24 protein-coding genes are annotated in these 26994 nt (G+C 67.6%); 17 read left to right on the top strand and 7 right to left on the bottom strand.

Annotated features, from left to right (window positions below; genetic code table 11):
• Positions 1 to 215 precede the first annotated feature (215 nt).
• The 4 genes from OG394_RS06150 (at position 216) to OG394_RS06165 (ending at position 5441) form a co-directional block, all read left to right on the top strand.
• On the top strand, positions 216 to 980 hold the full coding sequence (locus OG394_RS06150; protein ID WP_328993940.1) for a hypothetical protein: 765 nt from the start codon (positions 216 to 218) through the stop codon (positions 978 to 980).
• The gene (locus OG394_RS06155; protein WP_328993941.1) at positions 977 to 3946 is read left to right on the top strand and encodes a CHAT domain-containing protein; all 2970 of its coding nucleotides are present in this window, start codon (positions 977 to 979) and stop codon (positions 3944 to 3946) included. Before OG394_RS06150 ends, OG394_RS06155 begins: the two co-directional genes overlap by 4 nt.
• Positions 3936 to 4439 (top strand): hypothetical protein, encoded by a 504-nt coding sequence (locus OG394_RS06160; RefSeq protein WP_328993942.1) that lies wholly within the window; start codon positions 3936 to 3938, stop codon positions 4437 to 4439. The genes OG394_RS06155 and OG394_RS06160 overlap by 11 nt, the downstream gene beginning before the upstream one ends.
• A 147-nt stretch (positions 4440 to 4586) precedes the next feature.
• The gene (locus OG394_RS06165; RefSeq protein WP_328993943.1) at positions 4587 to 5441 is read left to right on the top strand and encodes a S1 family peptidase; all 855 of its coding nucleotides are present in this window, start codon (positions 4587 to 4589) and stop codon (positions 5439 to 5441) included.
• 186 nt (positions 5442 to 5627) lie between these two features.
• Here the strand turns inward: OG394_RS06165 and OG394_RS06170 are convergent, their stop codons facing one another.
• Entirely contained in the window at positions 5628 to 5819 is a 192-nt protein-coding gene (locus OG394_RS06170) for a hypothetical protein (protein WP_328993944.1), read from the bottom strand.
• A 115-nt stretch (positions 5820 to 5934) separates the two neighbouring features.
• Positions 5935 to 6507, bottom strand: a complete 573-nt coding sequence (locus OG394_RS06175; protein ID WP_328993945.1) for a GNAT family N-acetyltransferase — start codon at positions 6505 to 6507, stop codon at positions 5935 to 5937.
• A gap of 411 nt (positions 6508 to 6918) precedes the next feature.
• On the opposite strand from OG394_RS06175, the gene OG394_RS06180 reads away from it, so the two are divergent.
• Positions 6919 to 7503 carry a hypothetical protein gene (locus OG394_RS06180; protein ID WP_328993946.1) on the top strand — a complete coding sequence of 195 codons (585 nt, stop codon included), beginning with the start codon at positions 6919 to 6921 and terminating at the stop codon, positions 7501 to 7503.
• A gap of 20 nt (positions 7504 to 7523) precedes the next feature.
• Entirely contained in the window at positions 7524 to 10172 is a 2649-nt protein-coding gene (locus tag OG394_RS06185; protein ID WP_328993947.1) for a sialidase family protein, read from the top strand.
• 30 nt (positions 10173 to 10202) lie between these two features.
• Here the strand turns inward: OG394_RS06185 and OG394_RS06190 are convergent, their stop codons facing one another.
• A complete protein-coding gene (locus OG394_RS06190; protein ID WP_328993948.1) occupies positions 10203 to 11399 on the bottom strand; it encodes a cation:proton antiporter in 1197 nt (398 codons plus the stop codon).
• A gap of 30 nt (positions 11400 to 11429) precedes the next feature.
• Positions 11430 to 12134 carry a flavodoxin family protein gene (locus OG394_RS06195; RefSeq protein ID WP_328993950.1) on the bottom strand — a complete coding sequence of 235 codons (705 nt, stop codon included), beginning with the start codon at positions 12132 to 12134 and terminating at the stop codon, positions 11430 to 11432.
• 255 nt (positions 12135 to 12389) lie between these two features.
• Here OG394_RS06195 and OG394_RS06200 point away from each other — a divergent pair, with 255 nt between their 5' ends.
• From OG394_RS06200 to OG394_RS06230, 7 genes are all read left to right on the top strand, one after another.
• Positions 12390 to 14567, top strand: a complete 2178-nt coding sequence (locus tag OG394_RS06200) for an AAA family ATPase (RefSeq protein WP_328993951.1) — start codon at positions 12390 to 12392, stop codon at positions 14565 to 14567.
• Positions 14568 to 14569: 2 nt separating this feature from the next.
• The gene (locus tag OG394_RS06205; protein ID WP_328993952.1) at positions 14570 to 15439 is read left to right on the top strand and encodes a hypothetical protein; all 870 of its coding nucleotides are present in this window, start codon (positions 14570 to 14572) and stop codon (positions 15437 to 15439) included.
• A gap of 30 nt (positions 15440 to 15469) precedes the next feature.
• Complete coding sequence (locus OG394_RS06210; protein WP_328993953.1) at positions 15470 to 17464, top strand: hypothetical protein; 1995 nt, start codon at positions 15470 to 15472, stop codon at positions 17462 to 17464.
• Positions 17465 to 17590: 126 nt separating this feature from the next.
• Entirely contained in the window at positions 17591 to 18352 is a 762-nt protein-coding gene (locus OG394_RS06215) for an arsenate reductase/protein-tyrosine-phosphatase family protein (protein ID WP_328993954.1), read from the top strand.
• Positions 18349 to 19023, top strand: coding sequence for an arsenate reductase ArsC (locus OG394_RS06220; protein ID WP_328993955.1), 675 nt, complete (start codon positions 18349 to 18351; stop codon positions 19021 to 19023). The genes OG394_RS06215 and OG394_RS06220 overlap by 4 nt, the downstream gene beginning before the upstream one ends.
• The gene (locus OG394_RS06225; protein WP_328993956.1) at positions 19020 to 19769 is read left to right on the top strand and encodes an MIP/aquaporin family protein; all 750 of its coding nucleotides are present in this window, start codon (positions 19020 to 19022) and stop codon (positions 19767 to 19769) included. The genes OG394_RS06220 and OG394_RS06225 overlap by 4 nt, the downstream gene beginning before the upstream one ends.
• Complete coding sequence (locus tag OG394_RS06230; RefSeq protein WP_328993957.1) at positions 19766 to 20164, top strand: arsenate reductase ArsC; 399 nt, start codon at positions 19766 to 19768, stop codon at positions 20162 to 20164. The genes OG394_RS06225 and OG394_RS06230 overlap by 4 nt, the downstream gene beginning before the upstream one ends.
• On the opposite strand, the gene OG394_RS06235 is transcribed toward OG394_RS06230, so the two are convergent.
• Together OG394_RS06235 and OG394_RS06240 are read right to left on the bottom strand one after the other, a co-directional pair.
• Positions 20161 to 20676 carry a DinB family protein gene (locus OG394_RS06235; protein WP_328993958.1) on the bottom strand — a complete coding sequence of 172 codons (516 nt, stop codon included), beginning with the start codon at positions 20674 to 20676 and terminating at the stop codon, positions 20161 to 20163. The genes OG394_RS06230 and OG394_RS06235 overlap by 4 nt on opposite strands.
• Positions 20677 to 20715: 39 nt before the next feature.
• Positions 20716 to 21072, bottom strand: a complete 357-nt coding sequence (locus tag OG394_RS06240; RefSeq protein ID WP_328993959.1) for a YciI family protein — start codon at positions 21070 to 21072, stop codon at positions 20716 to 20718.
• A 61-nt stretch (positions 21073 to 21133) separates the two neighbouring features.
• On the opposite strand from OG394_RS06240, the gene pta reads away from it, so the two are divergent.
• From pta to OG394_RS06260, 4 genes are all read left to right on the top strand, one after another.
• Positions 21134 to 23215: a phosphate acetyltransferase gene (gene pta / locus OG394_RS06245; protein WP_328993960.1), complete on the top strand. Its 2082-nt coding sequence runs from the start codon at positions 21134 to 21136 to the stop codon at positions 23213 to 23215.
• Positions 23212 to 24405 carry an acetate/propionate family kinase gene (locus tag OG394_RS06250; protein WP_328993961.1) on the top strand — a complete coding sequence of 398 codons (1194 nt, stop codon included), beginning with the start codon at positions 23212 to 23214 and terminating at the stop codon, positions 24403 to 24405. Before pta ends, OG394_RS06250 begins: the two co-directional genes overlap by 4 nt.
• 120 nt (positions 24406 to 24525) lie before the next feature.
• Positions 24526 to 24801 (top strand): dsRBD fold-containing protein, encoded by a 276-nt coding sequence (locus OG394_RS06255; protein ID WP_328993962.1) that lies wholly within the window; start codon positions 24526 to 24528, stop codon positions 24799 to 24801.
• 223 nt (positions 24802 to 25024) lie between these two features.
• Positions 25025 to 26041 (top strand): zinc-dependent alcohol dehydrogenase family protein, encoded by a 1017-nt coding sequence (locus OG394_RS06260; protein ID WP_328993963.1) that lies wholly within the window; start codon positions 25025 to 25027, stop codon positions 26039 to 26041.
• On the opposite strand, the gene OG394_RS06265 is transcribed toward OG394_RS06260, so the two are convergent.
• On the bottom strand, positions 26034 to 26942 hold the full coding sequence (locus tag OG394_RS06265) for a CBS domain-containing protein (RefSeq protein WP_328993964.1): 909 nt from the start codon (positions 26940 to 26942) through the stop codon (positions 26034 to 26036). The genes OG394_RS06260 and OG394_RS06265 overlap by 8 nt on opposite strands.
• Positions 26943 to 26994: the final 52 nt, after the last annotated feature.

Genomic DNA, 26994 nt, shown 5'->3' on the forward strand with positions numbered 1-26994 from the left:
GTGTCGTCGTATCTCGCCGTGGCCGACTGCAGCACCGGAATCGCGCGGTCGGGTCGCCCAAGCTCTGACCAGCAGCGTCGTCCGGCCTGACAAAGGCCATCGGCCGTCGGGCCCGAACCTGTATCGGATGCCGGCGGTCATTGACGATTGCCGCGCGACCGAATCCAATGGACTTCCAGTCCGCCCTGTGCGGATTCCTGACGGAGGGGGCCGCCATGGACGACGACGTGGGCGCGAACAGGGCTGGTCGTGAGGTTCCGCCAGACATTGAGGAGACATGGGCGGAACTGCGCTGCGCGTACTACCGCGAGCGTGTGGCGGAGGAGGGGAGTGCCGACGATTACGTCGGGCTCGTCCGGGCGATGCTCCAGCTCCATGGGATGGGTGTGAACGACGCACTAGAGGAGGCGTTCGGCGTATTGTGCGATGCCGTAGATCGTCATCCGCGGTCGGTCAGCGCCTGGGAGCACGTCGCCTACGTTTCGTCCGTCACCAGGCGGTCTGAGGAGATGGCGAACGCGCTGGCCGTACTCGAGCGACTGGATCCAACATCGCGAGTCCTCGCCGCGGCCGGTGAGCTGAGGGCCGACGACTCCCGGCAATGGGCGCATGACGCGCATGAGCGCCAGTGGAACCTGCTCGACGAGGCCGGCTCTGGCGACGCAGACACCAGGGCGGCGGCCGTCGCGGAACTCGAGCGTTGGGCACGATCATTCCCGGCGAACTCCACCTACGCCGTGAACTACGCGCTCGGGTTGTTGGCGGCAGATCAGCCGGCCGAATCGCAGCGAGTCGCTCTCGCGGCCTGGGCCATTGAGGACGGAAGCTTCGCCGACGCCTACAACGTTAGTTTGGTCCTGCGAGAGACGGGAGCGCAGGACGAAGGGCGGGCAATTCTGATGACCGCAATGGAACGCGCCTCGTCCGACCAGGAGCGCCAGTTGGTCGCGGAGGCCGTCGCCGAGGACGGTCCGGGATGACCACTGATCCTCTGGTCGAGACGCTGCTGGCTTCGGAGACCGTGGCCGCCGCGATCGAGGTTGTGCGCGTGTCGCGGCGCCCACCCACCGAGGTCGCAGGTGCACTGCTTGCGCATTCCGTCGAGGTCGGCGAGGCGAACCCAGCGACTGCGGCTGCCGCCGACTTCCTCGCCCGGGCAATCTCCGATCTCGAGGCTCCTCGGGCCTGGTTGAGCCTCGACCACATTTCCGGCGAGGTCAACGGTTTGCTGCGGGAGGCCAGCCTGGCCAGTGGCTGGCCTGGAGCCCTATCTGTTCTCCGCGAGCAGCGTTCGCTGCTCGACCACGACGTGATGTCGTCCGTGGCAGCGTGGCACGCGGACTTGGCGAACCATGGTGTTTCACCGCATGCCAACGGGACCGCGATGGTCATCACCATTGGCGCGCTACTGGGCGGCCGGTCGCGCATCCTCGCCCATCTCATCTGGGCGCGCGGCTGCGTGGCGACGTCCATGCCGCGTGCCGAGTGGCATTTCGAAAAAGCACGAGCGCTGGCAGTTGCCGAGGGTGAAGGTGATCTTCAGGCAGCCGCCGAGATGGCGATGGACTCGCTGCACCGGCACTCCGGTGGCTATGCCCAACAGCGCGCGGCTGAGCCACTTGACGATGTCACTCCGGTAATGGTCCCGATCTACGAGGCGAACGCATTCTCGTTGCGTGATTCGGGCAGGTATCTCGACGCCCTCCGGCTCCTCGATCAGAGCATTCCGGTAGCAGCTGAGGTGGGCCTCGAAGAGAATCTGATGCGAATGCTCAATGTGCGCGGGCTGATCCATGACGACCTCAGCCACTACACGCGGGCGGAGGACGATTTCCGCGAGGCGGCCCGGCTCGCCCGACAGCTTGGCGACGACCCGCGCCGCTTCGAAGCTCTGAACAACGCGGCGGCGAGCTACCTGAAGCGCGGCCAGCCATTGCGGGCGTTGCCGGCGTTCCGCGCGATCCTTCGTGAAGCCGACAGTTCTGGCCTTAGAGGCAGGAGGATCGCGGCACGAAACAACCTTGCGCTCGCCTACGCAAACGGTGGAGATCCTCGGTCCGCACGGGACCTGTACCTGCAGGCATTGGAGCTCTTGGGCGACGATCTCAGCAGCGGTTCTTTCTGGATCACCGTCCCGGGCCTGGCTCATGCCTACAGCGACCTCGGCGACGAGAAGTCCTATCTCGAAGTGGGTCAGCGGCTCTGGCAGCTGTGGGCTGAGGAGGGTAACGAGAACGCCCTCGTCACCTACATCACTTCGGTCGCGCGGGATTTCAGCAATCCGGAGGTGCGCTACTTGGCCGATCAGGTTGCGGAAGCCCTCGTTTCCCACGGTGACCTCCTGCTAGCCGGGACGCTCGCGCTCAAACTTGCCGCTGACGACCGTGAGCGCGGCGACGACCGTCGCGCTCTCGAGCGCCTCGACGCCTTTATCGAGGCGTTCGCGGACAGCCGTTCCAGCGTGGCCGTCTGCATTCATGCGGAGCTCGCGGCCGCTGCGATCGAGAACGAGACACCGCGGGGGCGGACAGCGGCTATCGCTCGGCTCCGGTCAGCAGTCGCCTCGGTCGAGGAGCGAGTTCGTTTGGCCGAGCAGGCGATCGACGGAGACTGGTTGCTCGACACCGCCCGCCCTCTGTACCTCGGGCTGGTCGACGCGCTGCTGGAAGACAACTCACCAGAAGCTCGTGTGGAAGCATTCTGGCTGCATGAGGCCAGCCGCCCCGTGACGCTGACAGGCGCGCTGCGCCCGGGTGGAGGAGTTGATCGCACGAGAGGCGTGAGTGCGGGTCGTGTGGCAGGGATTGACGATGTCCGCAGCGCGCTCCGCATCGAGGATCGCCGGGCCACTGCAGTCGTCTCCTTCGTGGAGACCGAGACTAGGGTCGGGGCGTTCGTGGTCACTTCCGGTGGGGAAGGCGCGAGCTGGGTGCCGTTGACAGTGACCGCGGCCGAGCTGGATGCGGCGGCCGAGAGTCTCAGCATTGCGTTCAACGGTGACCCGACCCGGTTTCCCCCGCGCGCTCCGCTGGCTGCTATCAAGTTGGCGGCGGTGGATCTGACGGCGACCGAGGACGTCCTGGCGCGCCTTGGTGAGGTTCTTCCCGTCGTCGGGACACCTGACGTCGTCTGTGTCGTGCCGAGCAGTTCGATGGAGGGGCTGCCTTTGCACGCAGTGCGCGACCGGCTGGGCGTCCGGCTGCTCGAGAGGGCCGCAGTTGTCGTGCAACCGAGCCTGAGCAGCCTGGTAGCAGCAGCCGCTGTGCCCCCTGCCGTAGCTGGCCCCAAAGCCGTCTTCGTGGCGGGCGTTGCCGCGGCCGAGGACGGGCACCCCGAGTTTTTTGAGGATGACGAACGGGTATTCAACGGCCTGGATGTGGAAGTGACCACCCGTTTGGGAGCAGATGCGACACCCGCCGCGGTGCTCGAGGGAGTACGTACCAGCGACTTCGCACAACTCGCGTGCCACGGCTTCGTCGATACCCACGACCCGCTAGGTTCAGGTCTTCTGCTCAGTGACGGCCAACGGCGTCCGTCGCGTCGTACTCAGTCGGTTCCGTTGCTCGAGCGCGCTGCCTTCGAGCTGACCGTCCGGGACCTGGCGCAGGAGTCGCTCGGGCTGGAGCTCGTGGCACTGCGTGCGTGCTCGACCGCACGGAGGGCGGCGGTGGCGGCCAAGGAGGAGTCGAGCACTCTGACCCGGGCGCTGCAGGCGGCCGGCTGCCGCACCATTGTCAGCGCGCTGTGGAACGTGGACCAGCGGTCGTCCTTGGCATTGTTCGAGGACTTCTACGCAGCCCACCTGGGTGAGGGATTTCCTGCCTGCGAGGCCTTGGCCATTGCTCAGCGCAAGATGCTCACCTCCGGTCCGCCGTACTCTCATCTTTACCACTGGGGTGCCTTCATGGTTTCTGGAGACTGGAGGGGTTCGGACAATGAGCGGTAATGACATCGCGGATCGCGTCGGAGCACTGAGCAACCAAGACAGCGAGCGCTTGCTCCAGGCCGTGATGGACCGGCTGTTGGCGGATACGGCCCCGCTCGAGGTCGACGATGAGGAGTCCGCCCGCGAGCTGGTCGCAGCGTTCGTGACCCGGCCCGACGAGCCAGTGGCGCCCGACGACGTGATTCGCCCATCGGTAGACGTGGACACCTACGTCCGGGCTGCATTGACTTTGCTCGTCGAAGACTCCGAGACCGCGCCAGTGGTGGAGGAGTCATTGACCCGGCTTCCTGACGAGACTCAGATGTTCGCTGACCCGGTCACGGCGGCGCTCGTTCTCGGCGTGCTCGTCGCCTTTCTGCAGACGAAATTCGACGTGAAGGTCAGCCGTAAGGACGGCAAGGTCGACTTTGACTTCTCTGTCGGCAAGGAGGCGGCCTCGGACGAGACCGTCGCCAAGGTCGTTGATGCCGTTCGTGGGGTTGTCGATCGCTGACTCGGCGGCTGGCGAGCCGTTGCCCGTAACTCCGGACGGGCAGATACTCCTGAGTGTCGGCCAGTGGTGTCACGGCTACGTGCCGCCACCAGCCCGACGGTTCGAGGGACCCCGTCCATCGGTCCCGTTCACTCCTCGGAGGAACAGATGAGGCTCGAACGCACGTCAGTCTGGAGCCGCCTGCGCCGGCCCGCCCAACTCGTGGCCGTGGTGAGCGCGATCGCGGCATCCCTGTACGCCGTACCGGCCGCTGGAGCCGCCGTACCTTCGCCGGCCGCGCAACTGTCTGCCGCAAACGCCGCGGTGGAACGGTCAGGGGTGAAGGGCATCGCTTGGTACACCGACGCGGCCTCCGGCAAGGTGGTCGTCACCGCGGACAGCTCTGTGTCCGCGGCGGGACTCGCCGCGCTGAAACACGATGCGGTACAGGTCAATCGCACGCGCGGCGTTTTCAGGCCGCTGGTCTCGGCGGGTGATGCGATTTACGGCGGCCAGTACCGCTGCTCGCTCGGCTTCAACGTGGTGAAGGGCGGTACCTACTACTTCCTCACCGCCGGCCACTGCGGGAAGGCGGCGAAGACCTGGTACACCAACTCCAACCACTCCACGCTGATCGGCCCGACAGTGGGCTCCAGCTTCCCAGGCAACGACTACGCGCTGGTCCGATATGACAACGCCTCGCTGAGCCACCCGGGTGGATTCACCGCGGCCAACGCGTTCGTCGGAGAGACGGTCACTCGCAAGGGCTCGACCACCGGAACCCACAGCGGCAGGGTCACCGCACTCAACGTCACCGTCCGGTACACCGGCGGTGGCAAGGTCGGCGGACTGATCCAGACGACCGTGTGCGCGGAGCCGGGCGATTCTGGCGGCCCGCTGTACGACGGCACGAAGGCGCTCGGCCTGACCTCCGGTGGCAGCGGCGACTGCACCCGCGGGGGTACGACGTTCTTCCAGCCCGTGACCGAAGCCGCGAGCGTCTACGGTGTGACCATCTACTGATCCGACCGATGACCCGGCCGTGCCTACGAGGCGCGGCCGGGTCAGTCGTCCTCCGCCGAGCCGCGTGCTGTTCGGCGTACAGGGGTCAGGTCAAGACTGTGCGAGGGCGTGCACGGCGCGTTCGATGGCGGGCGCAGGTCGAGGGTAAGGCAGTACCTCTGTTTGTGTCCGAGGAGGAACACGCACCTAGGTGCTTGCTGATCCGCGGGCGTGTTGCTCGATCGTCTTGGTGACGTAGCCGAGTGTCTCCGCGACGATCGCGATCGACTTCCCCCCCGAGCTGTTCGCGCGGCCCAGGCCGCGAAGGCGGTGGCGTCGTGAGGCCGGCGTCCGGCGGCCAATCAGCCGTTGAGTACGCAGGCGTAATACGCCATCCATGAAGTTGATCGTCGCGCCGGGTGATGTCTTGGATTCGCTGGGACGTTGGGGCCGCCCTGAAGCTTTAGCGGCCGCATGAACGGCAACGAATGCAGATGTGGTGCTGCACCTTGACTCATCGGCTGTCGGATGCACCGAGCGGTTTCTCGAAGTGGATCAGCGTCCAGTGCCATTCAGGGCGCGTCTCGGTACGGACGCCCTTGTAGCCGAGCGCGCGGTAGAACGCGACCGCTTCCGGTTGATTGGTGGCCGTGTTCAGCACGACCTCGTCGTATCCCAAGGCGAGAGCGCGCTCTTCCAATGCCGTCATGAGCCGGCGGCCGATCCCGCGCCGTCGGGTGGCCGGGTGTACTCGGACGAAGACGATTTCGGCGCGGCCCTGGCCGTGGTCCCAAAGCCCGCCCATCGCCACGATGTGGCCATCGATCTCGCCGACCAGCAGGTCGCCACCGGGCAGGGCATCAGGGTCGGCCAGTACCGGGAACGCCGTCGGTGGCTCGGCCGCGGCCGGCAGCGGCAGCGGCGCCGACGGATCGGCGGTTGCTCCGATGTGGGGCATCGTGGCCAGCGTCCACACCTGGGGCAAATCGCTGCGTCGATGTCCGCGAATGGTAACCATGAAGCCCATCGTTGTCGGCGGACCGGCCTGGCTCAAGCGGATATTGGCAGTGTTCCGGTTGCGGACCATCAGCTCCCGCGACAGCGGCGCGGGCAGCCCAGAAGGACTCGGCGTGCAGCGGCTGGGGCCCGGGGCTGTAGACGTCGGTTGAATCGGTAGGCGGTTGCTGCCAGCCCGGAAATCGCATCCTCGAGGCTTGGGGGTCACCAAACCGTTCGGGCGCGCTGCCAGTCGGAGTCGACGCGAGTGCCGCGCCAGAGTCGACGATTCACCTTTTCGCGTCTCGCTGAGGGCGGTGCGTGCCGGCGACCACCGTCCGGCTCCCACGATCTCCAAAGTTGGCCAGGGCCTGGGATTGTGCGGGGCCGGGATGGGTGCGATCGAGCTCTTGCCGTGGTCTCAAGCTGGGTTTAACTTCGGTCATGTGCCCGTGCGGGGGGCCGCTGACAATGCGGCAGCGCTCGGGCTGGGGGTCAGGCCATGGCAGCACGGGGATTTGCGGCTGCATTCCTGCTCATCGTGGGCGCGTTGCTCGCGCTGCCGGGGTGTAGCGACGACGAGGGCCAAGGTGGTCCGACGCCGGCACCTGTCACGTCTCCAACAAGCTTGCCGACGGCAAACACGTCGCCGGCCAGCCAGGCCACCCCTCGACCCGATGGTCTGATCCGGATCATCGCGGTGGAGGTCGCATCTGAAGACCCGTCGCCGGGCGGCCAATATGTGCTGCTCTTCAACGGCACCAGCAAGGCGGTGGACCTCGCCTGCTGGACCGTTCGATCCGCATCGACGGGTAGCTCCGCACGCGTTTCGATCGCTGCCGCGATCCCGCCGGGAGGCGCGGCTCGACTGTTTCCGGATGACCGCCTGTTCGGTTCGGCGGACACCGTCGAGCTGAGCACTCGCGACGGACACCAGGTCGATCGGACGCCACGCATCACTGACCGCACCGGCGACGACCAGGTGTGGTTCCGCGACCAGACCGGAGACTGGCGGTTTGGGCGTGGGTTGGCTCTTCCGTCACAGGTGGTCGACGGACGGTTGGCGATGCGAACAGAGAGTTGTTGACACCAGCAAGTGGGGGAACTGTGAAACACCGACTATTGCGGGCGTCTGTCGCCTGCAGCCTGATTCCGCTGACCTGGCTGGGCACGAGTACCGGGCCGGCGACGGCGAACCATGTGACCACACCGGTCATCCGAGACGTGTCGATGGCCAATCTCGCCGCGAGCGAGCGCGAGTTGCACATCGTCGTCGATCCGAACAACGCCAATCACCTGGCCGCCGGCGCGAACGAGCGCGGCGGTGGCAACAGCCAGGAGTGGTACACCTCCACCGACGGGGGACGCAACTGGACCAGCGGCGACCTGCCGTTCGGCACGCTGACCGTCACCGACGTCGGTGGCGACGGTGACACTCTGCTGATGAGCGACCCGGCGGTTGATTTCGGCGCCGGCGGGCGGATCTACTATTCGGCGCTGGTGCACCGCGGCAGCGAGGATCCATGCACGCTGTTCGTCAGCTCATCCACCGACGACGGCACCAACTGGACTGATCCGGCCAACGGTATCGTCGCGGCCGGCGGCACGACCATCTGCAACGACAAGGAATTCATCCTGGTCGACCGGGCCGCCAATGACAACGTCTACGTGGCCTGGACGCCCTTCGGCGGCGCGAACAACAACGAGGTCGCGTTCTCTCGCGATCTGAACGGGGCGGGCGACGGCTTCGCTTTCTCGGCACCTCTGATCCTGTCGACCGACGCTGCGCAGAACGGCTGCCTGAACCACGGTGCTGAACTGGCCCAGGAGGCCAACAGCGGTGACCTGTACGTCGCCTGGACGACGCTCTGCAACGGGATCGGCGACGGTGCCGACTCGTCGGTCTGGGTGGCGCGCTCGACAGATGACGGGCAGAACTTCGGCGCGCCGGTCCAGGTCGCGACCCTGGACAACGTGAACCCGGCGATCGCGACCGGTTTCCGGGCCCGGTCATTCCCCAGCATCGACGTCGACCCGGTAACCGGCCGGGCTTTCGTCGTGTGGGCCGACTACACCGACGCTGACGGTGGTGACGCCGACATCCTGATCTCGTCCGCGATCGACAACGCAGGGTGGACGGCGCCATCCGGCGTGGATGTGGAGGCAGAGCCGGACGGCCAGTTCATGCCTTGGGTCGACGTGGGGCAAGGCCGGGTGCACGTTGCCTACTACAGCAACGATGACGAGACGAACAACCACAACGTCTTCCTGTCGTACGGCGCTGTCGCTGCGACGCCTGCCTTCACCGCGGTGCAGGTGAATTCGCAGCCAACGCCTGAAGCGACCGGCTTCATCGGCGACTACCTGGCAGTCGACGTCGGCCCCGACAACGTCGTACACCCCTCCTGGGGTGACGGCCGAGCTGGAGTCGGCGGTGCCACCGACGGTTGGAGCGCACGGGTCGACTTCTCGCCACCCACAAACGTCGCGGGATCGGCTAGCCCGAACCCGCTCCCGTGGGGACAGAGCACCACCGTGACCGCGACGGTCACCGGTGCGCACGGCGAGAACGAACAGTTCATCCCGGTTCGGTTCACCGTTGCCAGCAGCGGTACGCCGTCGGACACGAGCGGAACCGGTACGACGAACGCGGCCGGTCAGGCGACCTTCTCGTACTCCAACGGCACCGCGGGTTCGGACACCGTGACCATCTGGGCGGACCTCGACGAGGACACCACCCAGGATGCCGGTGAGACCACAACGGTGACGGTGACATGGCAGAAGCACCCGACCACAGCGGCGTACACCGGGCCGACCAGTGGCGAGTACCACGATCCGCTGACGGTCAGCGGCACGTTGCGGGACGCGCTCACTTCGGCAGCCTTGCCGGGCGAAACCCTCACAATCGGGTTCGGCACCGACACCTGCACCGGCGTGACGAACGCGAGTGGCGTAGCGACCTGTGGATTCACTCCGCAGCAGGTGCCGGGACCGTACACCGCTACGGCGAGCTTCGCGGGTTCGGCGCAGTACGAGGCGACCACCTCGCCTGGCGTCGCATTCACCCTCAACAAGGAGCAGACCACGCTCACGTACACGGGTCCCGCGTTCGTCGGCAACGGTGATCCGGCAACTCTGTCGGCTCGCCTTACCGAGGACGACCCGACGCCGGTCGCCGGCCGGACCGTCCAGCTCACCCTCGGCACGGGACCGGGAGCGCAATCCTGCTCCGGAGTCACGACTGCCGGCGGTATCGCCAGCTGCACGATCGCATCGGTGAACCAACCCGGCGGGCCGACGACGGTTTCGGCCGCCTTCGCCGGCGACGCGTATTACTTGCCGTCGGCAACGAGCGCGTCCGTGGTGGTGTTCACCTGGACACCGGGCGGCAACTTCGTCATCGGTGACGGCAACGACACCGTCGGAGCCACAGCGACCTTCTGGAGCGACACGTGGTACCTCGCGAACTCGGTGAGTGGCGGGACCGCCCCGAAGAGCTTCAAGGGCTTCTCCAACGACCCGGCCGGACGGACCACGTGTGGCGGGACCTGGCGCTCCCTGCCGGGGAACAGCCCGCCGCCATCGAATGTCCTTCCGGAATACACCGCGGTACTGGTCACGTCCAGGGTGGTCAAGAACGGGAACATCATCAGCGGCACCAAGCCCGCAATCGCCATCGTGCGAGTGAATCCCGGCTATTCGCCGAGCCCGGGTAAAACCGGCACGGCAACGGTCCTCGGCCTCTTGTGCGGATGACCTGACGACAGCTGGGGGACCGCACGGCACTCACGCCGCGCGGTCCTCCACCTGCGAGACCTGCCTGAGTAGGGCCAGGGCGAGGGCGGGGAAGAGGAGGACGGAGAGGAGGCCGGCGCAGACTAGGGCGGCGGCGGTGATGGGGGCCATTAGGCCGGTGGTGACGCCGATTTGGGTTGCGGTGACGATGAACGGCAGGGAGGTCGCTTGGAGGAGCGCCACGGCGGCCGTCGAGCGGGGGCCGAGGGTCCGGATTGATAGGAGCGCCGGCACGCCGCGGACGACGAGCAACGCAACCAGGAAGAGCGGGACTCTGGCGAGGGCGGAAGGATCGTCGATGAGCCCGCGCAGGTCGAGGCGCAGTCCGCTGGTCACGAAGAAGACCGGGATCAGGAAGCCATAGCCGAGCGCCTCCAGTTTGATCCGGAAGCGGGGATGCGAACTCGCGTCGCGGTCAACCAGCCCGACCACCGCGCCGGCCAGGAAGGCACCGAGGATCGTCTCCAGACCGAATTGCTCGGCAAGCGCGACAAAGGCGACTAGGAGTACGACGGCTGCACGGACGCGGATCTCGGCCGTCGTGTCCTGCAGGCGGAACAGCACGGAACCGATTCGCCGGGAACGTCCCGCGGTCGCGACCACGATGCCCGTGACCACGACGAGCACCGCGAACAGGCCGACCATGATCAGGCGCTCGCCCGGGCTGCCGCCTTCGGTCGAGAACACCAAGGACAGCAGGAGAACCGCGGCGAAATCGGCCACTGACGCCGCGGCGATGGTGAACTGGCCGACGGCGCCATCGGCCTTCCCCGCGTCCTTGAGCACCGGCACGACCAACCCCAGGGAGGTCGCGGAGAGGGTGACGGCGAGCAGCAACGCGCTCTGAACCCAGCCGGCCGCCGAGAATCCCGCGCCTGCGACACCGCCGAGCGCCAGCGTCACCAGATAACCCAGCACCGCCAGCCGCAGCACCCGACCGCGCAGCTGATGCACATCGATCTCCAGACCGGCCAGGAACAGCAGGAATCCCAGTCCCAGCAGGGAAACGATCTGCAGCGGTACGTCGACCTCGACCAGCCCGAGGCCGTGTGGTCCGATGACGATGCCGGCCACGATCTCAAGGACGACGGCCGGCACCCGAAGCCGCGGTGCCAGGCCGAGCAGTAGTGGCGCGAGCAGTGCGATCAGGGTGACCGCAAACAGGTTGGTGAACTCCACGTCGGGCATGGCGGATCAGAGTCGGCGACCGGGCCGGGTTCAGCGGTATTCGGGGTTTTCGAAGTCGAAGCGGCAGCCGGCGTCCCATTCGGAGCGCTGGTTGCCGTACGCCGGGACGCCGCCCGCGTCTTTCAGCATCCTTGCCAGGTGCAACAGGTTCCAGGTCATGAACGTGGTGTTCCGGTTGGTGAAGTCGTTCTCCGGCCCACCGGAACCCTTGTCCAGGTACGACGGACCCGGTCCCGCCTCGCCGATCCATCCGGCGTCCGCCTGCGGCGGGATGGTGTAGCCGAGGTGCTGTAGCGAGTAGAGGACGTTCATCGCGCAGTGCTTTACGCCGTCCTCGTTGCCGGTGATCAGGCAGCCGCCGACACGTCCGTAGTACGCGTATTGCCCGTGTTCGTTGAGGATCGACGAGTTGCCGTACAGGCGTTCGATGACCTGCTTGGTGACCGAACTGTTGTCACCCAGCCAGATCGGTCCGGCGATCACCAGGATGTCGGCCGCCATCACCTGCTCCTGGATCGCCGGCCAAGCGTCCGTCGCCCAGCCGTGCTCGGTCATGTCCGGCCAGACACCGGTGGCGATGTCGTGGTCGACGGCGCGGATGAGGTCGACCTGGACGCCTTGTTTCTGGAGGATCTTCCGGCTGACGTCGATCAGGCCCTCGGTGTTGCTGACTTCCGGTGATCGCTTCAGGGTGCAGTTGACGTACAGCGCGCGGAGATCGTCGTACTCAGGCATGGTGTTCTCCTTAGTGGTAAGCCGCGACACGGATCTCTGAAGGATCTATGCCGACCATAGGCCTGGAGTTACACGAGGAGACCGCTACAACGGACGAACGTTCGCTGGCCGTAACCCGTCGATACCTGCCGCCACCCCGGGCTTTCAAAACTCAGCTGCGGTGTGCTTGACGGCGTTCCGGCTTGGGTGAAACCTGAGAGTAGCTGAGCCGACGCTGTGCGGGGGTGGCAGAAGGTGATCAAGCTCGAGCGTCCCATGAGGATCCCGGCTCCGCTCCTGACCGCGGCCGCCGAGCGCACCCGGGCGAACGCGGAGGAGTGGGCGCAGGCGCAGGAGCGCGCCGCCGCCTCGAAGTCCAAGCTGGTCCAGCAGTTGGCGTTCACGCCCGATCGCCGCATCGTCCAGGCCCCGGCGATCCGCGATGCACTGCTTGCCGCTCAGCACCGGAAGTGCGCGTTCTGCGAGTCAGCGCTGGTGGCGGTCCCTGCGGATGTCGAGTGGTTCCGGCCATCCAGCAGTGCCGTCGACTCGTCCGGGTTCTCAAGCCTTCCGCACTACGCGTGGCTGACCATGGAATGGAACAACCTGCACATCTCGTGCCCCAACTGCAACCGCTCGAAGGGGCGGCGGTTCCCTGTCGACGGCCCTCGCTGTCCGGTCGGGACGCAGTGGCCCGACCTCGCCGCGGGCGAACATGCGCTGCTGCTCGACCCGTTTGTGGACGACCCCGACTCGCACCTGCTGTTCACCGACGACGGGTTGGTCAGTACCGATACTTCGGAGGGCCGCGCCACCATCGACTGCTTCTCGCTCAACCGGGCCGAGCTCGTCGAGGCCCGGCGGGAGGCGGTGGCTCGCGCTATCCAGGAGTGGGAAATCGGTGCGGTCGATGACGCTGTGGCGCCCGAGCAGCCGTACGCCGGCGCCCGTCGGCACGCCATCCGTCGGCTGGCCGAGCAGCAGTCCGACAAGCCCGCCTCGGTCGTCGACGCGGGGAAGCACGTGGTGGTCAGCGGGGTGCGGATGCGCAAGGTCACCGATGCGCAGCAGTTCGCGGCCGTCGCCGCCGAGTCCCAGGCCGCGATGGCGCAGAGCGACTATTCGCTAGACGACCCGACGGCGAACCCGACGTACTTCGCCACCACGAAGTACATCCACGCCATCGAGGTCAGGAACTGGAAAGCCGTGCGGCACGTCCGCGTCGACGTCCCCGGCAGTACAACGGAACGCGCCCCATGGCTGACCTTCCTAGGCGAGAACGGCGCGGCGAAGTCCTCCCTCCTCCAAGGCGTCGCCCTCGCGCTGCTGGGCCAGCGCAGCCGCGACCGGCTCCAGCTGCGCCCGGACGCGTTCATCCGCAACGGCGCGCGGAGCGCGGAGGTGAAGGTGTGGCTCACCGGCATCGCGGAGCCCTGCGTCCTGACCGCGCGGCGCGGCGACACGCGCTTCGGGGGCAGCACGGACCCGAAGGTCTTGGTTCTCGGGTACGGCGCCACACGGCTCCTTCCAGGTGCGAGCCATGGACCCACGCAGCCGTCGGTGCCCGCGACCGACGACATCGCCGACGTGGACAACCTATTCGACCCGTTCGTCCCGATGGCCGACGCCAACGGGTGGTTGCTGAGCCTGGACGACAAGCAGTTCGAGGCCGCCGCCCGCGCGCTCCGGGTGCTCCTCGGGCTCGAGGGGACCGACGCCCTGCTGCGCTTCCGGAGCGCAGGGGAGGTCCGATGCCGAACGCTCGGCGCTGTCGTCCCCCTGGCGCGGATGAGCGACGGATACCAGTCCGTCGTGGCGGCGGCCTGCGACATGATGGCTGTGCTGCTCAGCCGGTGGGGTGACATGGCGGCGGCCGAGGGCATCGTCCTGCTGGACGAGCTGGGCGCGCACCTGCACCCACGCTGGCGGATGCGGATCGTGGAGAGTCTGCGGGCCGTGTTCCCGCGCGTGCAGTTCCTGGTCACCACCCACGACCCCCTTTGTCTTCGCGGACTCGGCGAGGGAGAGGTCGCGCTCGTCGAGCGGCGCCAGGACGCCGCGGCGACGGTCGTCGTACGACAGGACCTCCCGCCGATTGCGGGACTCCGGGCGGACCAGCTGCTGACCTCGGAGCTGTTCGGGCTTAGGTCGACCGTCGACCCCCAGCTCGAGGCCGCCTTCGACGAGTACTACCGGCTGCTGGCGCTGCGCCGTCCGAGCCAGGCCCAGGGGCGGCGGATCGACGAGCTCAAGGACCAGCTGGATGGGTTGCGCACGATGGGCGACACCACCCGCGAGCGGCTTGTGTTCGAGGCGGCCGACCGTTGGCTGGCGACGCGTCAGGAGCGGGAGGAGCCGGCCTCCGTGCGCCAGGACAACGATGCGGCGGTGGCCATGCTCGCCGAGGTGTGGGCCTCGGAGTCCCCGGAACGCTTCGCGAAGAGGAGCCGCTGAGCATGCGCCGCGTCGAGCGTGCGGTGACCCCGCCGAGCCTCGACGGCCCGGCCTCGGCCGGGGGAATGGAGCTCGCGGCCGCGAAGGAGTTCTTCAAGCGCACGGCGGGCGGGTCGTTCGAGTTCAAGGCGTACAAGCGCCCGGACGTTCGGGCCGCGATGCGGGCGATGTTCCACCGCAAGTGTGCCTACTGCGAGAGCTTTTACGCACCGGTGATGCCCGACGACGTTGAGCACTACCGACCCAAGGCGGCGTACATTGACAGGGGCAAGCAGCACAAGCCGGGCTACTGGTGGCTGGCCATGGAGTGGAGCAACCTGCTGCCCTCCTGCGCCGACTGCAACCGGGCCCGGATCCAGGAGATCGTGGGGCTCGAAGGGCGGATGACCGCAGGCAAGGCCAACCAGTTTCCCTTGGCAACTGGATCGGTCCGCGGCAGTGCCGCGAAGGGTGTCGCCCGGGAGAAGGCTCTGCTGCTCGACCCGACGGTGGACAATCCGGCCGAGCACCTCGAGTTCCTGGCCGACGGGGGCGTGCGGCCCACCGAGGTGGCCGGCAAGGACAGTGCGCGTGGCCGGACGACCATCAACGTCGTGGCCCTGCAGCGCCGCGACCTCGTTGACGCCCGGTCAACGGCCGCCCTCGCGACGCGCGCCGCCATCGCGCACGTCATCGACACGATGAACGACATCGCGAGGTTCGAGTCGATGCCAGGCCTCCCGAAGAAGCAGCGTGAGGCGCTGGTGGCGGAGTTCCGCGAACGGCTGGCCCGGAACCTCCGCGAGATGGAGGCGAAGGCGGCCCCGGAGACGCCGTACTCGGCGGTCGCCGAGGCGATGATCACGGACTTCAAGGCTGAGCGAGGTCTGTAGGCACACGGACGAAACAGGGAGGCGTGGCCGATGGCGACGTCAGGAACGCAGGACCAGACCGCCAGGATGACGGAGCTGTCGAGCCGAGAGACCTATCTGGATCCAGGACTCCGGGAGTGCGACATCGTCATGAAGGGTGGCATCACCAGCGGCGTCCTCTACCCGCTTGCCGTCTGCGAGCTGGCGACGCGCTACCGGATGCGCAACGTCGGCGGGACCTCGGCCGGTGCCATCGCGGCGGCCGCGGCCGCCGCCGCAGAGGTCGGCCGGACATCGGACCAGCCGGGCAGCGGCTTCGACGGGCTGGCCCAGCTACCGCGCTGGCTTGGCGGCGACGAGCACCTCCTCGGGCTGTTCCGCCCTCCTGGGACTACCCGGCGCCTGCATAGCCTCCTGGTACGGATGGTGGCGCCCGGCGCAACGCTGCTCCGGAAGGTGGTCGCCGTAGTCGGCTCTGGCCTCGTGTCGTCATGCTGGTGGCTGCCCGTCCTCACGGCGCTTCCGGGACTGTTCCTCGTCGTCGCCCTGCTGGTGGGCGGCGTGGAGTCGCCTCTAGCTTGGGTCGGCGCGGTGGTGGCCCTCCTCCTCGCTGCCCTGGGGCTGGGCCTCGGGGCGGTGGCAGCCGTGCTCCTGACGGCTGGGCAGGCTCTTGAGAAGAATCACTACGGCATCGTGGCGGGATCCCAGGCGTATGACGGCGGGGCCTCGCTTTCCGACTGGCTAACCGACCAGATCGACGAACTGGCTGGCACACCGGGGGAACTTCTCACCTTCGGCGACCTCCGGAAGGCCGAGGTGAACCTCGAGATGATGACGACCAACATCACCGAGTGCCGCCCGTACCGGCTGCCGCACGACCTGGGCAGCAGGTTCTACTTCAACGAGGACGAGTTCCGCCTGCACTTCCCGCAGCGGGTCGTCGACCACCTCGTCACCCATGCTCCGGGGCCGAGGACCGCGACCGGGCTGGTGCCGCTGCCGCCGGCCGAGCAGCTCCCCGTGGTCGTTGCGACGCGGATGAGCCTGAGCTTTCCCCTGCTCCTTTCGGCGGTGCCGATGTACAGCGTGGACCGCTCGAAGCTCGAATGCCGCGAGGAGACCTACGAACGGAGCTGGTTCTCCGACGGGGGCATCGCCTCCAACTTCCCCATCTCGTTCTTCGACACTCTGCTGCCGTCGCGACCGACCTTCGGGATCAACCTGCGCCCGCTCCACGAGTGCCATCCGATTAGCGACGACGAGCGTCGGAACGTCTGGATGCCACGCACCAACGTCGGCGGCATCCTCGAGTGGTGGGCGCAGTGGCCGGACGGGAAGGGCCTACGGAGCGTCGGCTCGTTCCTGTGGACGATCATGCGGACTATGCAGAACTGGGTGGACAACACCCAGACGCGGGTTCCCGGCTACCGGGACCGGATTGTGCATATCTCGCACACCGATGAAGAAGGTGGGATGAACCTGGCCATGCCGTCCGAGACGCTCGCGCGGCTCAGTGAGCGTGGAAGGTGCGCGGGTGAGCGGCTGTGGGCGTACTACACGACCCCGCCAGGGGAGCCACTCCCCGTCGAGGAGCTCGAGCGGTTGGACCAGGCCGAGTCGACACCCAGGGCGGTCTCGTGGGAGAACCACCGCTGGATCCGGCTGCGCACCTCGCTCGCGCTCGTCGCCGACGCGATCGAGTCGGTGTCCAACGCCGTGGACGACCATTACACCAATGACCTGATGGCGCGTATCGACGCAGCGGTGGGCTACCGCTTCGCGAATAAGGACCAGCAGGCACTGGCGCAGGCCCTCGTGCTGGGCGCCTCGGGCCCCACCAGCCCGACCGACCCGACGCCGCTGGTGCAACTCTCGGCGGGGCTGCGGCAGCTGGCCGACGAGATCAGCAACGTCGAGAGCCGCGGTGCGAGGGTGCCCTTGGGTGTTGGGGCTCCCGCCCCTGCGCCCATGTTGCGGATCGCACCCGGCTTTCGGCAGGCGCCGGTCAGATTGGCCCCCGGCGACGGGGCCGGCCCGGAGGGCTAACTGTCGCTGAAGGTGCCGCCCGCCAACACCCGCTGGCCAGCCTGACTCGGCGGCCCGCACGAGCTCCCCACGGGATTCCAAGGCGTGGATTGACATCGGCCTATTGACTCAGTGATCATTGAGTCAATGAGTATTGAGCGAATCTCCTTGGTTGAGCGGGCGCGGATTCATGCGGCGCTCGGTGATCCGGCGCGCTTGGCGATTGTGGACACGCTGGTGGCGGGGGATGCGGCGCCGGGCGAGCTCGGGCTGGTGTTGGAGATGCCGACCAATCTCGTCGCCCATCACTTGAAGGTGCTGGAGGATGCCGGGCTGGTCGTGCGGTCGCGGTCCGAAGGGGATCGGCGCCGGACCTATGTGCAGTTGGTGACCGAGGTCTTGGCGTCCGTTGTCGCGCCGTCGTTGACCGCGGCTCCTCGGGTGGTGTTCGTGTGTACGCAGAACTCGGCTCGTTCCCAGTTGGCCGCTTCGATCTGGTCGCGGCGCAGTCACATTCCCGCCCTCTCCGCCGGCACGCAGCCCGCGGCCAAGCCGCACCCGCGAGCAGTGCGGGTCGCGCGCAAGCACGGGTTGGATCCCAGCGGCTGGCGTACGAGCCAAGTGAGCGACGTCGTGGAGCGCGACGACCTGGTCATCGCGGTGTGCGACATCGCGTACGAGCATCTTCCGGCCGGCGCGCGGCCGCGGCTGCACTGGTCGGTGCCGGATCCGGCGGCCACTGACACCGATGCGGCCTTCGAGGCCGCCTACAGCGAGATCGCCGACCGGATCGACCGGTTGGCGCCCGCGCTTCAGCCGACCGAGGCGACCACGCCGACCGAGGCGACCGGGCCGACTGAAGGCGCCACGCCGACTGAGGCGACTGATACATCCAGGAGTCGACCATGACCGAACTCGCCGGGCACCACCGAGAAGACTTGTCCATCGACCAGCAACTCGCCCTGCGTACGGCGGCGAGGAGGCTTGGTGAGGAATTCGCCGGCATCTACGGCACGGAGACGATCGAACGGTTCCTCCACTCCAGTTACGACCAGTTCGCCAGCGGCAGCACCGTGCCCAACTTCCTTCCCCTGCTGGCCGAGCGGTTCGCCCGGCAGCGTCTGACCGCGCTCGCCAGGGTTGAGGGGCACCACGACGACGGCCGTCCGGTCGTACTGTTCCTTTGCGTGCACAACGCCGGCCGCAGCCAGATGGCACTCGGATTCTTCGAGCACCTGGCCGGTGAGGCGGCGATCGCGTGGTCCGGCGGGTCCGAGCCTGGCGTCGAGGTCAACCCGTCCGCGGTCGCCGCGATGGCCGAACGCGGTATCGACATCTCCACGGAGTACCCGAAACCGTGGACCGACGAGGTCGTCCGGGCCGCCGACGTGGTCGTAACGATGGGCTGCGGCGACGCCTGCCCGATCTTCCCCGGCAAGCGGTACGAGAACTGGGTCCTCGACGACCCCGAAGGCCAGGACGTGGAGCACGTCCGGCCGGTGCGTGACGAGATCGAGCGCCGCGTCCGCGTACTCCTCGACGAACTGTCCGTCCCCGCTGCTCACCTGGGCCGCCAGTGAGCAGCATCGCGCCGCTGTGGCGACGGGTGGTCGCCGAGGCCGTCGGTACGGGCTTGCTGGTCACCGTCGTGGTCGGCTCAGGGATTGCCGCCTCGGCGCTGTCGCCCAATGACGTCGGCCTGCAATTGCTGGAGAACGCGTTCGCGACGGCGCTCGGGCTCGCCGTACTGATCCTGATGTTGGGACCTGTGTCGGGCGCACACTTCAACCCTGTGGTCTCAGCCGTCGACTGGTGGCTTGGGCATCGGAGCGGCACTGGGCTGACGCTGCGCGACCTGGCGGCGTACATCCCTGCACAGATTGTTGGTGGCGTGGCGGGCGCTGTGCTCGCCAATCTGATGTACGACGAGGCGGCCGTGTCGTGGTCGACCACTGAGCGCAGCTCCGGCCACTTGTGGTTGGGCGAGGTGGTCGCGACTGCGGGACTCGTCGTACTGATCTTCGCGCTGGCCTGGTCCGGACGTGCCGCGCTCGCACCTGTTGCCGTGGGCGCCTATATCGGATCGGCGTACTGGTTCACCTCGTCGACGTCGTTCGCCAACCCGGCGGTGAGTATCGGCCGTGCTTTCAGCGACACCTTCGCCGGGATTGCGCCCGGATCCCTGCCTGGGTTCATCGTTGCGCAACTGGTCGGTGCCGTCGTCGGCGTCGGATTGCTCGCCGTGCTGTACCCCGAGGCCGGGCGGGCCGCCGGCGAGATCGTCACCCCACACACTGACACCACAAGTTCTGGAGTAGCCAAGTGAGCAAGCCTGTCGTCCTGTTCGTCTGCGTGCACAACGCCGGCCGGTCCCAGATGGCCGCCGGATGGCTGCGGCACCTGGCCGGCGACGCCGTCGAGGTCCGGTCCGCCGGCTCCGCGCCTCGTGACCAGATCAACCCGACCGCCGTCGAGGCGATGCGGGAGGTCGGTATCGACATCACGGGCGCCATCCCGCAACTACTCGAGTACGACACCGCTCGCACTAGCGACGTCATCGTCACGATGGGCTGCGGGGACGCGTGCCCGATCTTTCCTGGCAAGCGGTACGAAGACTGGGAGCTCACCGACCCCGCAGGACAGTCGATCGAGGTCGTACGTCAGGTGCGCGACGAGATCCGCGGTCGCGTCGAGAAACTCGTCGGCGAACTCCAGGTCTAGTCCGTCAGGGTGAGTTGGCGGCGGTGGAAGTCGTAGTGCTGGGTGGGGAAGTGGTAGACGTCGGCCAGCGTCATGTAGTCCTTGAAGAACGGGTCCCAGCGAGTCGGGTAGTGCATGCCGCGTTCGAGGTCCGCGTCGGTCTCGGCGTCGAGCCGCTGATGCAGTTTGGCGATGACGTGGTCGAACATCACCGTCATGCGGTTCGGAGTCAGGGTGTTGCCGCCGAAGTAGGAGCCGAGGAAGTTCACGGCATCGAACGGCTTTGTCCCGGCATTCAGTAGTCGCGCGAAGACGCGGCTGAAGACGCGAGGCAGCCGGCCGAAGACGCGAACCAGCGTTAGCAGGGCCCGGATGATCAGGTACCCCAGCAGCATGTGGAAGAGCAGTTGCCGATTGTTCCAACGGGTGCCGTTGGACGGCCGGCGCAGACTGGCTTTGTCGGCTCCCGCCACCAACTGGCGGAAGTCATTCCGGGCACGCTCTAGCTCGTCGTGGATCAGCGCCCTGTCCATAACTTCATAGTCCACGGCTTCCAGAGAGCAACCAACAGTTCAGTCGGTTGTTGCTTCGGCGATGGACCGGGGCGCACGTACCTGGGTGAAGTGGAGGTTGCCGGCGGGCATCATCCAGGTCATGACGTTGACGTCCAGGCGGCCGGCCCGCACGGCCGGGTCGCCTTCGGCGTGAGCTCGGGCGGTCGCTTGGTCCACCGACCAGATGGAGAAGCCGCGGAAGCGCTCGTCGTCCTGGTCCATGAGTGGGCCGCGAGCCAGGACCAGGCCGCGATCCTGCAGGGCGGCGCCGTACGCCAGGTGCCGGTCCTGGAGCTCGGCCGCCTGGTCGTCCGTCATGTCGGGCGCGTCCGGCCGCAACGTCAACATGATCACGGTGTAGCGGTCGAATCGCATGTTCCGAAACCTACTCGGCCGGACCGCACGAGTGTCCTGCGGACCTGGTTAGGGTTCGGTTATGGGTAACAGCGTTTACGTCGCTTCGGTGGAGGGCTATACCGGCAAGTCGACGGTCGCTCTCGGGCTACTCCAGCAGTTGTCCCGGCGAGTGGAGCGGGTGGGGGTGTTCCGGCCGATCGTGCGCGCCGACTTGGCCGGCCACGGCGGCCGGGACTACGTGCTGGACCTGCTCACGGCGCACGACGCCGTCCCGCTGGCGTACGACGACTGTGTCGGGGTGTCGTACGACCAGGTGCACGCGGATCCCGAGGCCGCGCTCGACGAGATCGTACGTCGGTACCACGCCGTGGCGGACCGGGTCGACGCCGTACTCGTCGTCGGCAGCGACTACACCGATATCGGCACGCCGACGGAGTTCTCCTACAACGCGAAGATCGCGGCGAACCTCGGCGCTCCGGTGTTGCTCGTGCTGAACGGTTTCGCCCGGACGCCACAAGACTTGCGGGCGATCACCGACATGGCCGTCGCCGAGTTGCAGGCGAACCACGGATCACTGTTCGCCGTGATCGCGAACCGGGTCGGCAAAGACGAGCTCGAGTCGGCCGTGGCCGCGTTGAAGTCGGTGGACGTACCGGCGTTCGCGCTGCCGGAGGAGCCGCTGCTGAGCCAGCCGTCGGTCGCCGACCTGCTGGGCCCGATCGACGGCCGGCTGCTCAGCGGCGACCCGCAGCTGCTGTCGCGGGAGGTGACCGGCCTGATGGTCGCGGCGATGACCATCCCGAATGTGCTCGACCGGCTGTTCGAGGGCGCGGCCGTCGTCACTGCCGGGGACCGACCCGAGGTGGTGCTCGGTGTGCTGATGGCGCACGCCTCGCGGACCTTCCCGCAGATCTCGGCGATCGTGCTCAACGGTGGCTTCACCCTGCCGGCCCAGGTGCAACGGCTGATTGAGGGGCTCGGCGTCACCTTGCCGGTCGTCGAGACCGATCTCGGCACGCAGGCGACTTCGGCCGCGCTCACCGCCGTACGAGGGCGGCTGACCAAGGAATCGCCGCGCAAGGTGGACACGGCGCTCGCATTGTTCGACCGGTACGTCGACGGCCGCGCGCTGCTGGATCAGCTCGCGGTGGCGCGCAGTACGGCGGTCACCCCGTTGATGTTCGAGCACCAGCTGCTCGACCGGGCCGTTGCCGACCGCAAGCACATCGTGTTGCCGGAGGGCGAGGAGGAGCGGATCCTTCGGGCCGCCGACATGCTGCTGCGTCGTGGGGTTGCGGAGCTCACGTTGCTGGGCGACCCGATCGCGATCAGTGCGAAGGCGGCCGCCATCGGCGTGGACGTCGCCGCGGCACGGATCATCAACCCGGACGATGACGAGTTGGCGGAGCGGTTCGCCGCGGAGTACCACCGGTTGCGCCAGCATCGTGGCGTCGATCTCGACCGGGCCCGGGAGTTGGTCAAGGACGTCTCGTACTTCGGCACGATGATGGTCCAGCTCGGACTGGCCGACGGCATGGTGTCGGGTGCCGTCCACACCACCGCGCACACGATCCGGCCGGCGCTCGAGGTGGTCAAGACGGTGCCGGACGTGTCCGTGGTCTCGTCGGTATTCTTCATGTGCCTGCAGCACCAGGTCCTGGTGTACGGCGATTGCGCGGTCAACCCCGACCCGACCGCCGAGCAACTGGCCGATATCGCGATCTCCTCGGCGGCGACGGCGCTGGCCTTCGGCGTCGAACCGCGGGTCGCGATGTTGTCGTACTCGACCGGTTCGTCCGGCACCGGGACCGACGTACAGAAGGTGTCGGAGGCGACCGCGATCGTCCGTGAACGTGCGCCACAGCTGCTCGTCGAGGGGCCGATCCAGTACGACGCCGCGATCGACAGTGCCGTCGCGAGGACGAAACTGCCGGGATCACCGGTGGCCGGCCGGGCGACGGTCTTCATCTTTCCCGACCTCAATACCGGCAACAACACGTACAAGGCGGTGCAGCGCTCAGCCAACGCCGTCGCGGTCGGTCCGGTCCTGCAGGGTCTGCGGAAACCGGTCAACGACCTGTCGCGCGGCGCGACCGTACGCGACATCGTGAACACGGTCGCGATCACGGCGATCCAGGCTCAGCAGGGGGAGAGGCGATGAGCGACTACGTTCTAGTGATCAATGCGGGGTCGTCCTCTCTGAAGTACAGCCTCGTTGACGGCGTCTCGGGGGAGGCGGTGGCGAGCGGTCTCGTCGAGCGCATCGGTGAGTCGCAGGGGCACCAAGTGCACCGCGGGCCGGACGGCGAGTCCAATGGCGAGCTGTCGATCGCCATGCACGAGGATGCGCTGCGGGCGGCGATCGACGCGTTCGGGACGTACGGGCCCTCGCTCGACGACGTCGACATCGCGGCCGTCGGTCATCGCGTGGTGCATGGGGGTTCGCGCTTCGCGGCGCCGGTCCTCGTGGATGACGCGTTGGTTGCCGAGGTCACCGATCTGGTGCCGCTGGCGCCGTTGCACAATCCGGCGAATCTCGAGGGGATCGAGGTCGCGCGGCGGCTCTTTCCGGACTTGCCGCACGTCGCGGTTTTCGACACGGCTTTCCACCAGACTCTTCCGCCACACGCGTACACCTACGCCGTGCCGTCGGAGTGGCTGGAGGAGTACGGGATTCGCCGGTACGGCTTCCACGGCACGTCGCACGCGTTCGTCTCGGGGCAGGCGGCCCGGCTGCTCGGGCACGATCCGGCCGACGTGAACCTGATCGTGCTGCATCTCGGCAACGGGTGTTCCGCGACCGCCGTACGAGGTGGTGAGTCAGTGGACACGTCGATGGGCCTGACGCCGCTGGAAGGTCTGGTGATGGGGACACGGTCCGGCGACCTGGACCCGGCCATCCAGACGCACCTGGTGAGGGAGCTCGGATGGTCGGTCGACAAGATCGATCACGCCCTGAACCATGACTCTGGGTTGAAGGGCCTGACCGGCGACAACGACTTCCGCGAGCTGTCCCGTCGGCAGGCGGCCGGCGATGAGCGGGCACAACTGGCGTTTGAGGTGTACTGCTACCGGATCAAGAAGTACGTCGGCGCGTACTACGCCGTCCTGGGCAGGGTGGACGCGATCGTCTTCACAGCAGGCGTGGGGGAGCACTCCGCCGAGGTCCGCGCGGCGTCGCTCCAAGGTCTCGATCGGCTCGGCATCCAGGTCGACCCCGACCGCAACACCGCGCCCTCCAGCACTGCCCGTTCCGTCTCGACCGACGACAGCTCCGTGGCCGTACTCGTCATCCCCACCAACGAGGAATGGCAGATCGCCCGCGAGACACTCGCCGTCATCCGCCCCTGACCACGCCCATCCCCGGACTTGGGCAAAAGTGCCCTGCCCGCAGATCGTAAGTCCCTCCCCAACGGGACTCGAAGGGGTCAGGATGAGAAGAGCGGAATCTCCTTCGAGAAGGTGAGTGCGATGACGGCGACAAGACAGTGGAAGGTCGACATCTTCATCGACGAGCACGAAGACCAGCGATTCACGCGGGCTGAGGCACGGTTGCAGACCAACGACCCGACCCATCTGGTCGGCCACGGAGAAGCCCATCGGCATCCCCGGGACGTCGAGGTCGCCGAGATCGGTGATGAGCTGGCCGCGGCGCGGGCCTTGGCGAACCTGTCCCATCTGTTGGTGGACGCGGCGACCAAGAACATCGAAGCCATCGCGAGCCGCCGGACGGCGCCCCGCCCCTGAGCGGTGGTGGCAGCCGACCAGCAGCGTGACGGTGGCGAAGGTCTTGTCCTGGGCTGGCTTCGGTCAGGTACGGCGATGCGGCAGACGAGTCAGACCGCGCCGGGGCCTCGGCGGACGGCCATGCGGACGTGCACGTCCACGCGAGGCCCCGAAATGGCCCGCTTTGCCGAAATTGGGTCGTCGTGTGGACGTGCGCGTCCGCTGTTTCTGAGATGGTCGGGGGATGAGTGAGCGGATGGCGGCGTGGGCGGTGGAGCGGCCTGGGCCGATTGACGGGAGGCCGTTGCGGCTGGTCCAGCGGGCGGTGCCGGAGGCGGGGGCCGGCGAGGTGCTTGTCAGCGTGCTCGCCTGCGGTGTCTGCCGGACGGACCTGCACCTATGCGAAGGCGACCTGGCGCCACGCCGACCCGGAGTCGTACCCGGCCATCAGGTGGTGGGGGAGGTGGTCGCGCTTGGGCCGGGTGCGGAGCGGTTCGCGTTGGGTGAGCGGGTCGGGATCGCCTGGTTGCGCGGCACCTGCGGGAGCTGCGAGTTCTGCCGGCGCGGAGCGGAGAACCTTTGCCCGCGGTCGACGTACACGGGATGGGATGCCGACGGCGGCTTCGCCGAGTACGCCGTTGTGCCGCAGGACTACGCCTACCGATTGCCCGGCGACCAGGCTCCCGAGGCGCTCGCTCCGTTGCTCTGCGCGGGCATCATCGGCTACCGCGCCCTGGTGCGCTCCAACCTCCCGCCAGGCGGACGCCTCGGGCTGTACGGCTTCGGCTCGAGCGCGCATCTGACCGCACAACTGGCAGCCGCCCAGGGAGCCGAGGTCTACGTGATGACGCGTGGCGAGGCCAACCAGCGGCTGGCCCGGGAGCTCGCGGTCGCCTACGTCGGTGCTGCGCAGGACACTCCGCCCGTACAGCTGGACTCGGCGATCGTCTTCGCGCCGGCGGGCGAGCTCGTGCCGCTCGCCCTGCAAGCGCTGAAGCCTGGCGGGACCGTCGCGGTGGCGGGGATCCACCTCAGCGATGTCCCGACGTTGAACTACGACCGCGACCTCTTCCGCGAGCGCGATCTGCGCAGCGTCACGGCGAACACTCGAAGCGACGGTGAGAACCTCTTCCGGCTGACGAGCCGACTGCCGGTCGTCGCTCACACCACCGTCGTACCGTTCGGGCAGGTCGATCGGGCGTTGGCCGATCTGGCCCATGGCCGCGCGTCCGGCTCCCTAGTGGCAACGCGGGTCAGCTGACTTGCAGGTCAGCCGCAGTGGCGTCCGCTTCCCAGCGGGCTAGGTCGGAGGCGGAGACGAGGCCGGTGACGTGGCCTGCCGCATCAACAACGGGGACGACGGCGCAGTGCGAGCGGGCGAGGATCGCCGAGAGCTCGTTGGCGGGTGTGTCCTCGGAGACGGTGACGATATGGGTGTCCATCACTTCCCGGGTACGACGAGCGGTCAGCTGCAGTGGGGCGTTTGCCGGTTCTGCCGAGACCAGCTGCTGCCGCAGGGGCGATTCGTCCGGACGGAAAGGCGCGAGTGCCTCGGCTAATTCCACTGCCGCGTTGCACGGCCGCCGTACGACCCGCTGAAGGCGACGGCTGCTTCGGGTACTCGCCAGGGCCGCGTCGAGTATGCGGCGCAACGCTCTGGTGTCGTGGTGGGCCAGCTGGCCGGTCGTGGCGACTCCGGCGGAGGTTCGCAGACAGAGGCCGAGGAGCTTCACGACTCCCGAATCACTCCAGACGATCGACCCGCCTTCGATGCGGCCGTGGTAGAGGCCGGCGGCGTGCGCGGTCGCGAGTGCTTCCGCGGCCTCGGCAATGAGTTCTACCGCCGTGTCGGTGGTCAGCAGGCCACGTTCGTCCAGTTCGGCGAGGCTCCTGCCCGTCACCCATTCCGTCGCGATGAACCCTGCCTCGGGGACGAGATCCAGCACCTCGACAAGCCGGTCGTCGGTGAGCCGGCTCAATCTGCGAACGGCGTCGGACTGCCGACGGGCTTCCGCTCGTGATGTCGGGAGAAAGTGGATGGCGACGGGCCGGTTGAGGAGCTCATCCCTAGCCTGCCAGCTCCGGTTGGATCCGCCGAGCGGCCGCTCCAACCGGTATCGGCCGTCCAGCGGTTCCTCACCGCGGTCCTCACCTTGATCCATCTCTGCCCGCCCGCTTCGTCCCTGCCAGCCAAACCGCGTCAAAGCCCTGCCG

The organism is Kribbella sp. NBC_01245 (assembly GCF_036226525.1).
Taxonomy (GTDB): domain Bacteria; phylum Actinomycetota; class Actinomycetes; order Propionibacteriales; family Kribbellaceae; genus Kribbella.

What these genes read in the sequence shown, in the direction of transcription:
- OG394_RS06150 (WP_328993940.1), top strand. Translation starts at nt 216, where the DNA reads ATGGACGACGACGTGGGCGCGAACAGGGCTGGTCGTGAGGTTCCGCCA.
- OG394_RS06155 (WP_328993941.1), top strand. Translation starts at nt 977, where the DNA reads ATGACCACTGATCCTCTGGTCGAGACGCTGCTGGCTTCGGAGACCGTG.
- OG394_RS06160 (WP_328993942.1), top strand. Translation starts at nt 3,936, where the DNA reads ATGAGCGGTAATGACATCGCGGATCGCGTCGGAGCACTGAGCAACCAA.
- OG394_RS06165 (WP_328993943.1), top strand. Translation starts at nt 4,587, where the DNA reads ATGAGGCTCGAACGCACGTCAGTCTGGAGCCGCCTGCGCCGGCCCGCC.
- OG394_RS06170 (WP_328993944.1), bottom strand. Translation starts at nt 5,819, where the DNA reads ATGGATGGCGTATTACGCCTGCGTACTCAACGGCTGATTGGCCGCCGG.
- OG394_RS06175 (WP_328993945.1), bottom strand. Translation starts at nt 6,507, where the DNA reads ATGGTCCGCAACCGGAACACTGCCAATATCCGCTTGAGCCAGGCCGGT.
- OG394_RS06180 (WP_328993946.1), top strand. Translation starts at nt 6,919, where the DNA reads ATGGCAGCACGGGGATTTGCGGCTGCATTCCTGCTCATCGTGGGCGCG.
- OG394_RS06190 (WP_328993948.1), bottom strand. Translation starts at nt 11,399, where the DNA reads ATGCCCGACGTGGAGTTCACCAACCTGTTTGCGGTCACCCTGATCGCA.
- OG394_RS06195 (WP_328993950.1), bottom strand. Translation starts at nt 12,134, where the DNA reads ATGCCTGAGTACGACGATCTCCGCGCGCTGTACGTCAACTGCACCCTG.
- OG394_RS06200 (WP_328993951.1), top strand. Translation starts at nt 12,390, where the DNA reads ATGAGGATCCCGGCTCCGCTCCTGACCGCGGCCGCCGAGCGCACCCGG.
- OG394_RS06205 (WP_328993952.1), top strand. Translation starts at nt 14,570, where the DNA reads ATGCGCCGCGTCGAGCGTGCGGTGACCCCGCCGAGCCTCGACGGCCCG.
- OG394_RS06210 (WP_328993953.1), top strand. Translation starts at nt 15,470, where the DNA reads ATGGCGACGTCAGGAACGCAGGACCAGACCGCCAGGATGACGGAGCTG.
- OG394_RS06215 (WP_328993954.1), top strand. Translation starts at nt 17,591, where the DNA reads ATGAGTATTGAGCGAATCTCCTTGGTTGAGCGGGCGCGGATTCATGCG.
- OG394_RS06220 (WP_328993955.1), top strand. Translation starts at nt 18,349, where the DNA reads ATGACCGAACTCGCCGGGCACCACCGAGAAGACTTGTCCATCGACCAG.
- OG394_RS06235 (WP_328993958.1), bottom strand. Translation starts at nt 20,676, where the DNA reads ATGGACAGGGCGCTGATCCACGACGAGCTAGAGCGTGCCCGGAATGAC.
- OG394_RS06240 (WP_328993959.1), bottom strand. Translation starts at nt 21,072, where the DNA reads ATGCGATTCGACCGCTACACCGTGATCATGTTGACGTTGCGGCCGGAC.
- pta (WP_328993960.1), top strand. Translation starts at nt 21,134, where the DNA reads ATGGGTAACAGCGTTTACGTCGCTTCGGTGGAGGGCTATACCGGCAAG.
- OG394_RS06250 (WP_328993961.1), top strand. Translation starts at nt 23,212, where the DNA reads ATGAGCGACTACGTTCTAGTGATCAATGCGGGGTCGTCCTCTCTGAAG.
- OG394_RS06255 (WP_328993962.1), top strand. Translation starts at nt 24,526, where the DNA reads ATGACGGCGACAAGACAGTGGAAGGTCGACATCTTCATCGACGAGCAC.
- OG394_RS06260 (WP_328993963.1), top strand. Translation starts at nt 25,025, where the DNA reads ATGAGTGAGCGGATGGCGGCGTGGGCGGTGGAGCGGCCTGGGCCGATT.
- OG394_RS06265 (WP_328993964.1), bottom strand. Translation starts at nt 26,942, where the DNA reads ATGGATCAAGGTGAGGACCGCGGTGAGGAACCGCTGGACGGCCGATAC.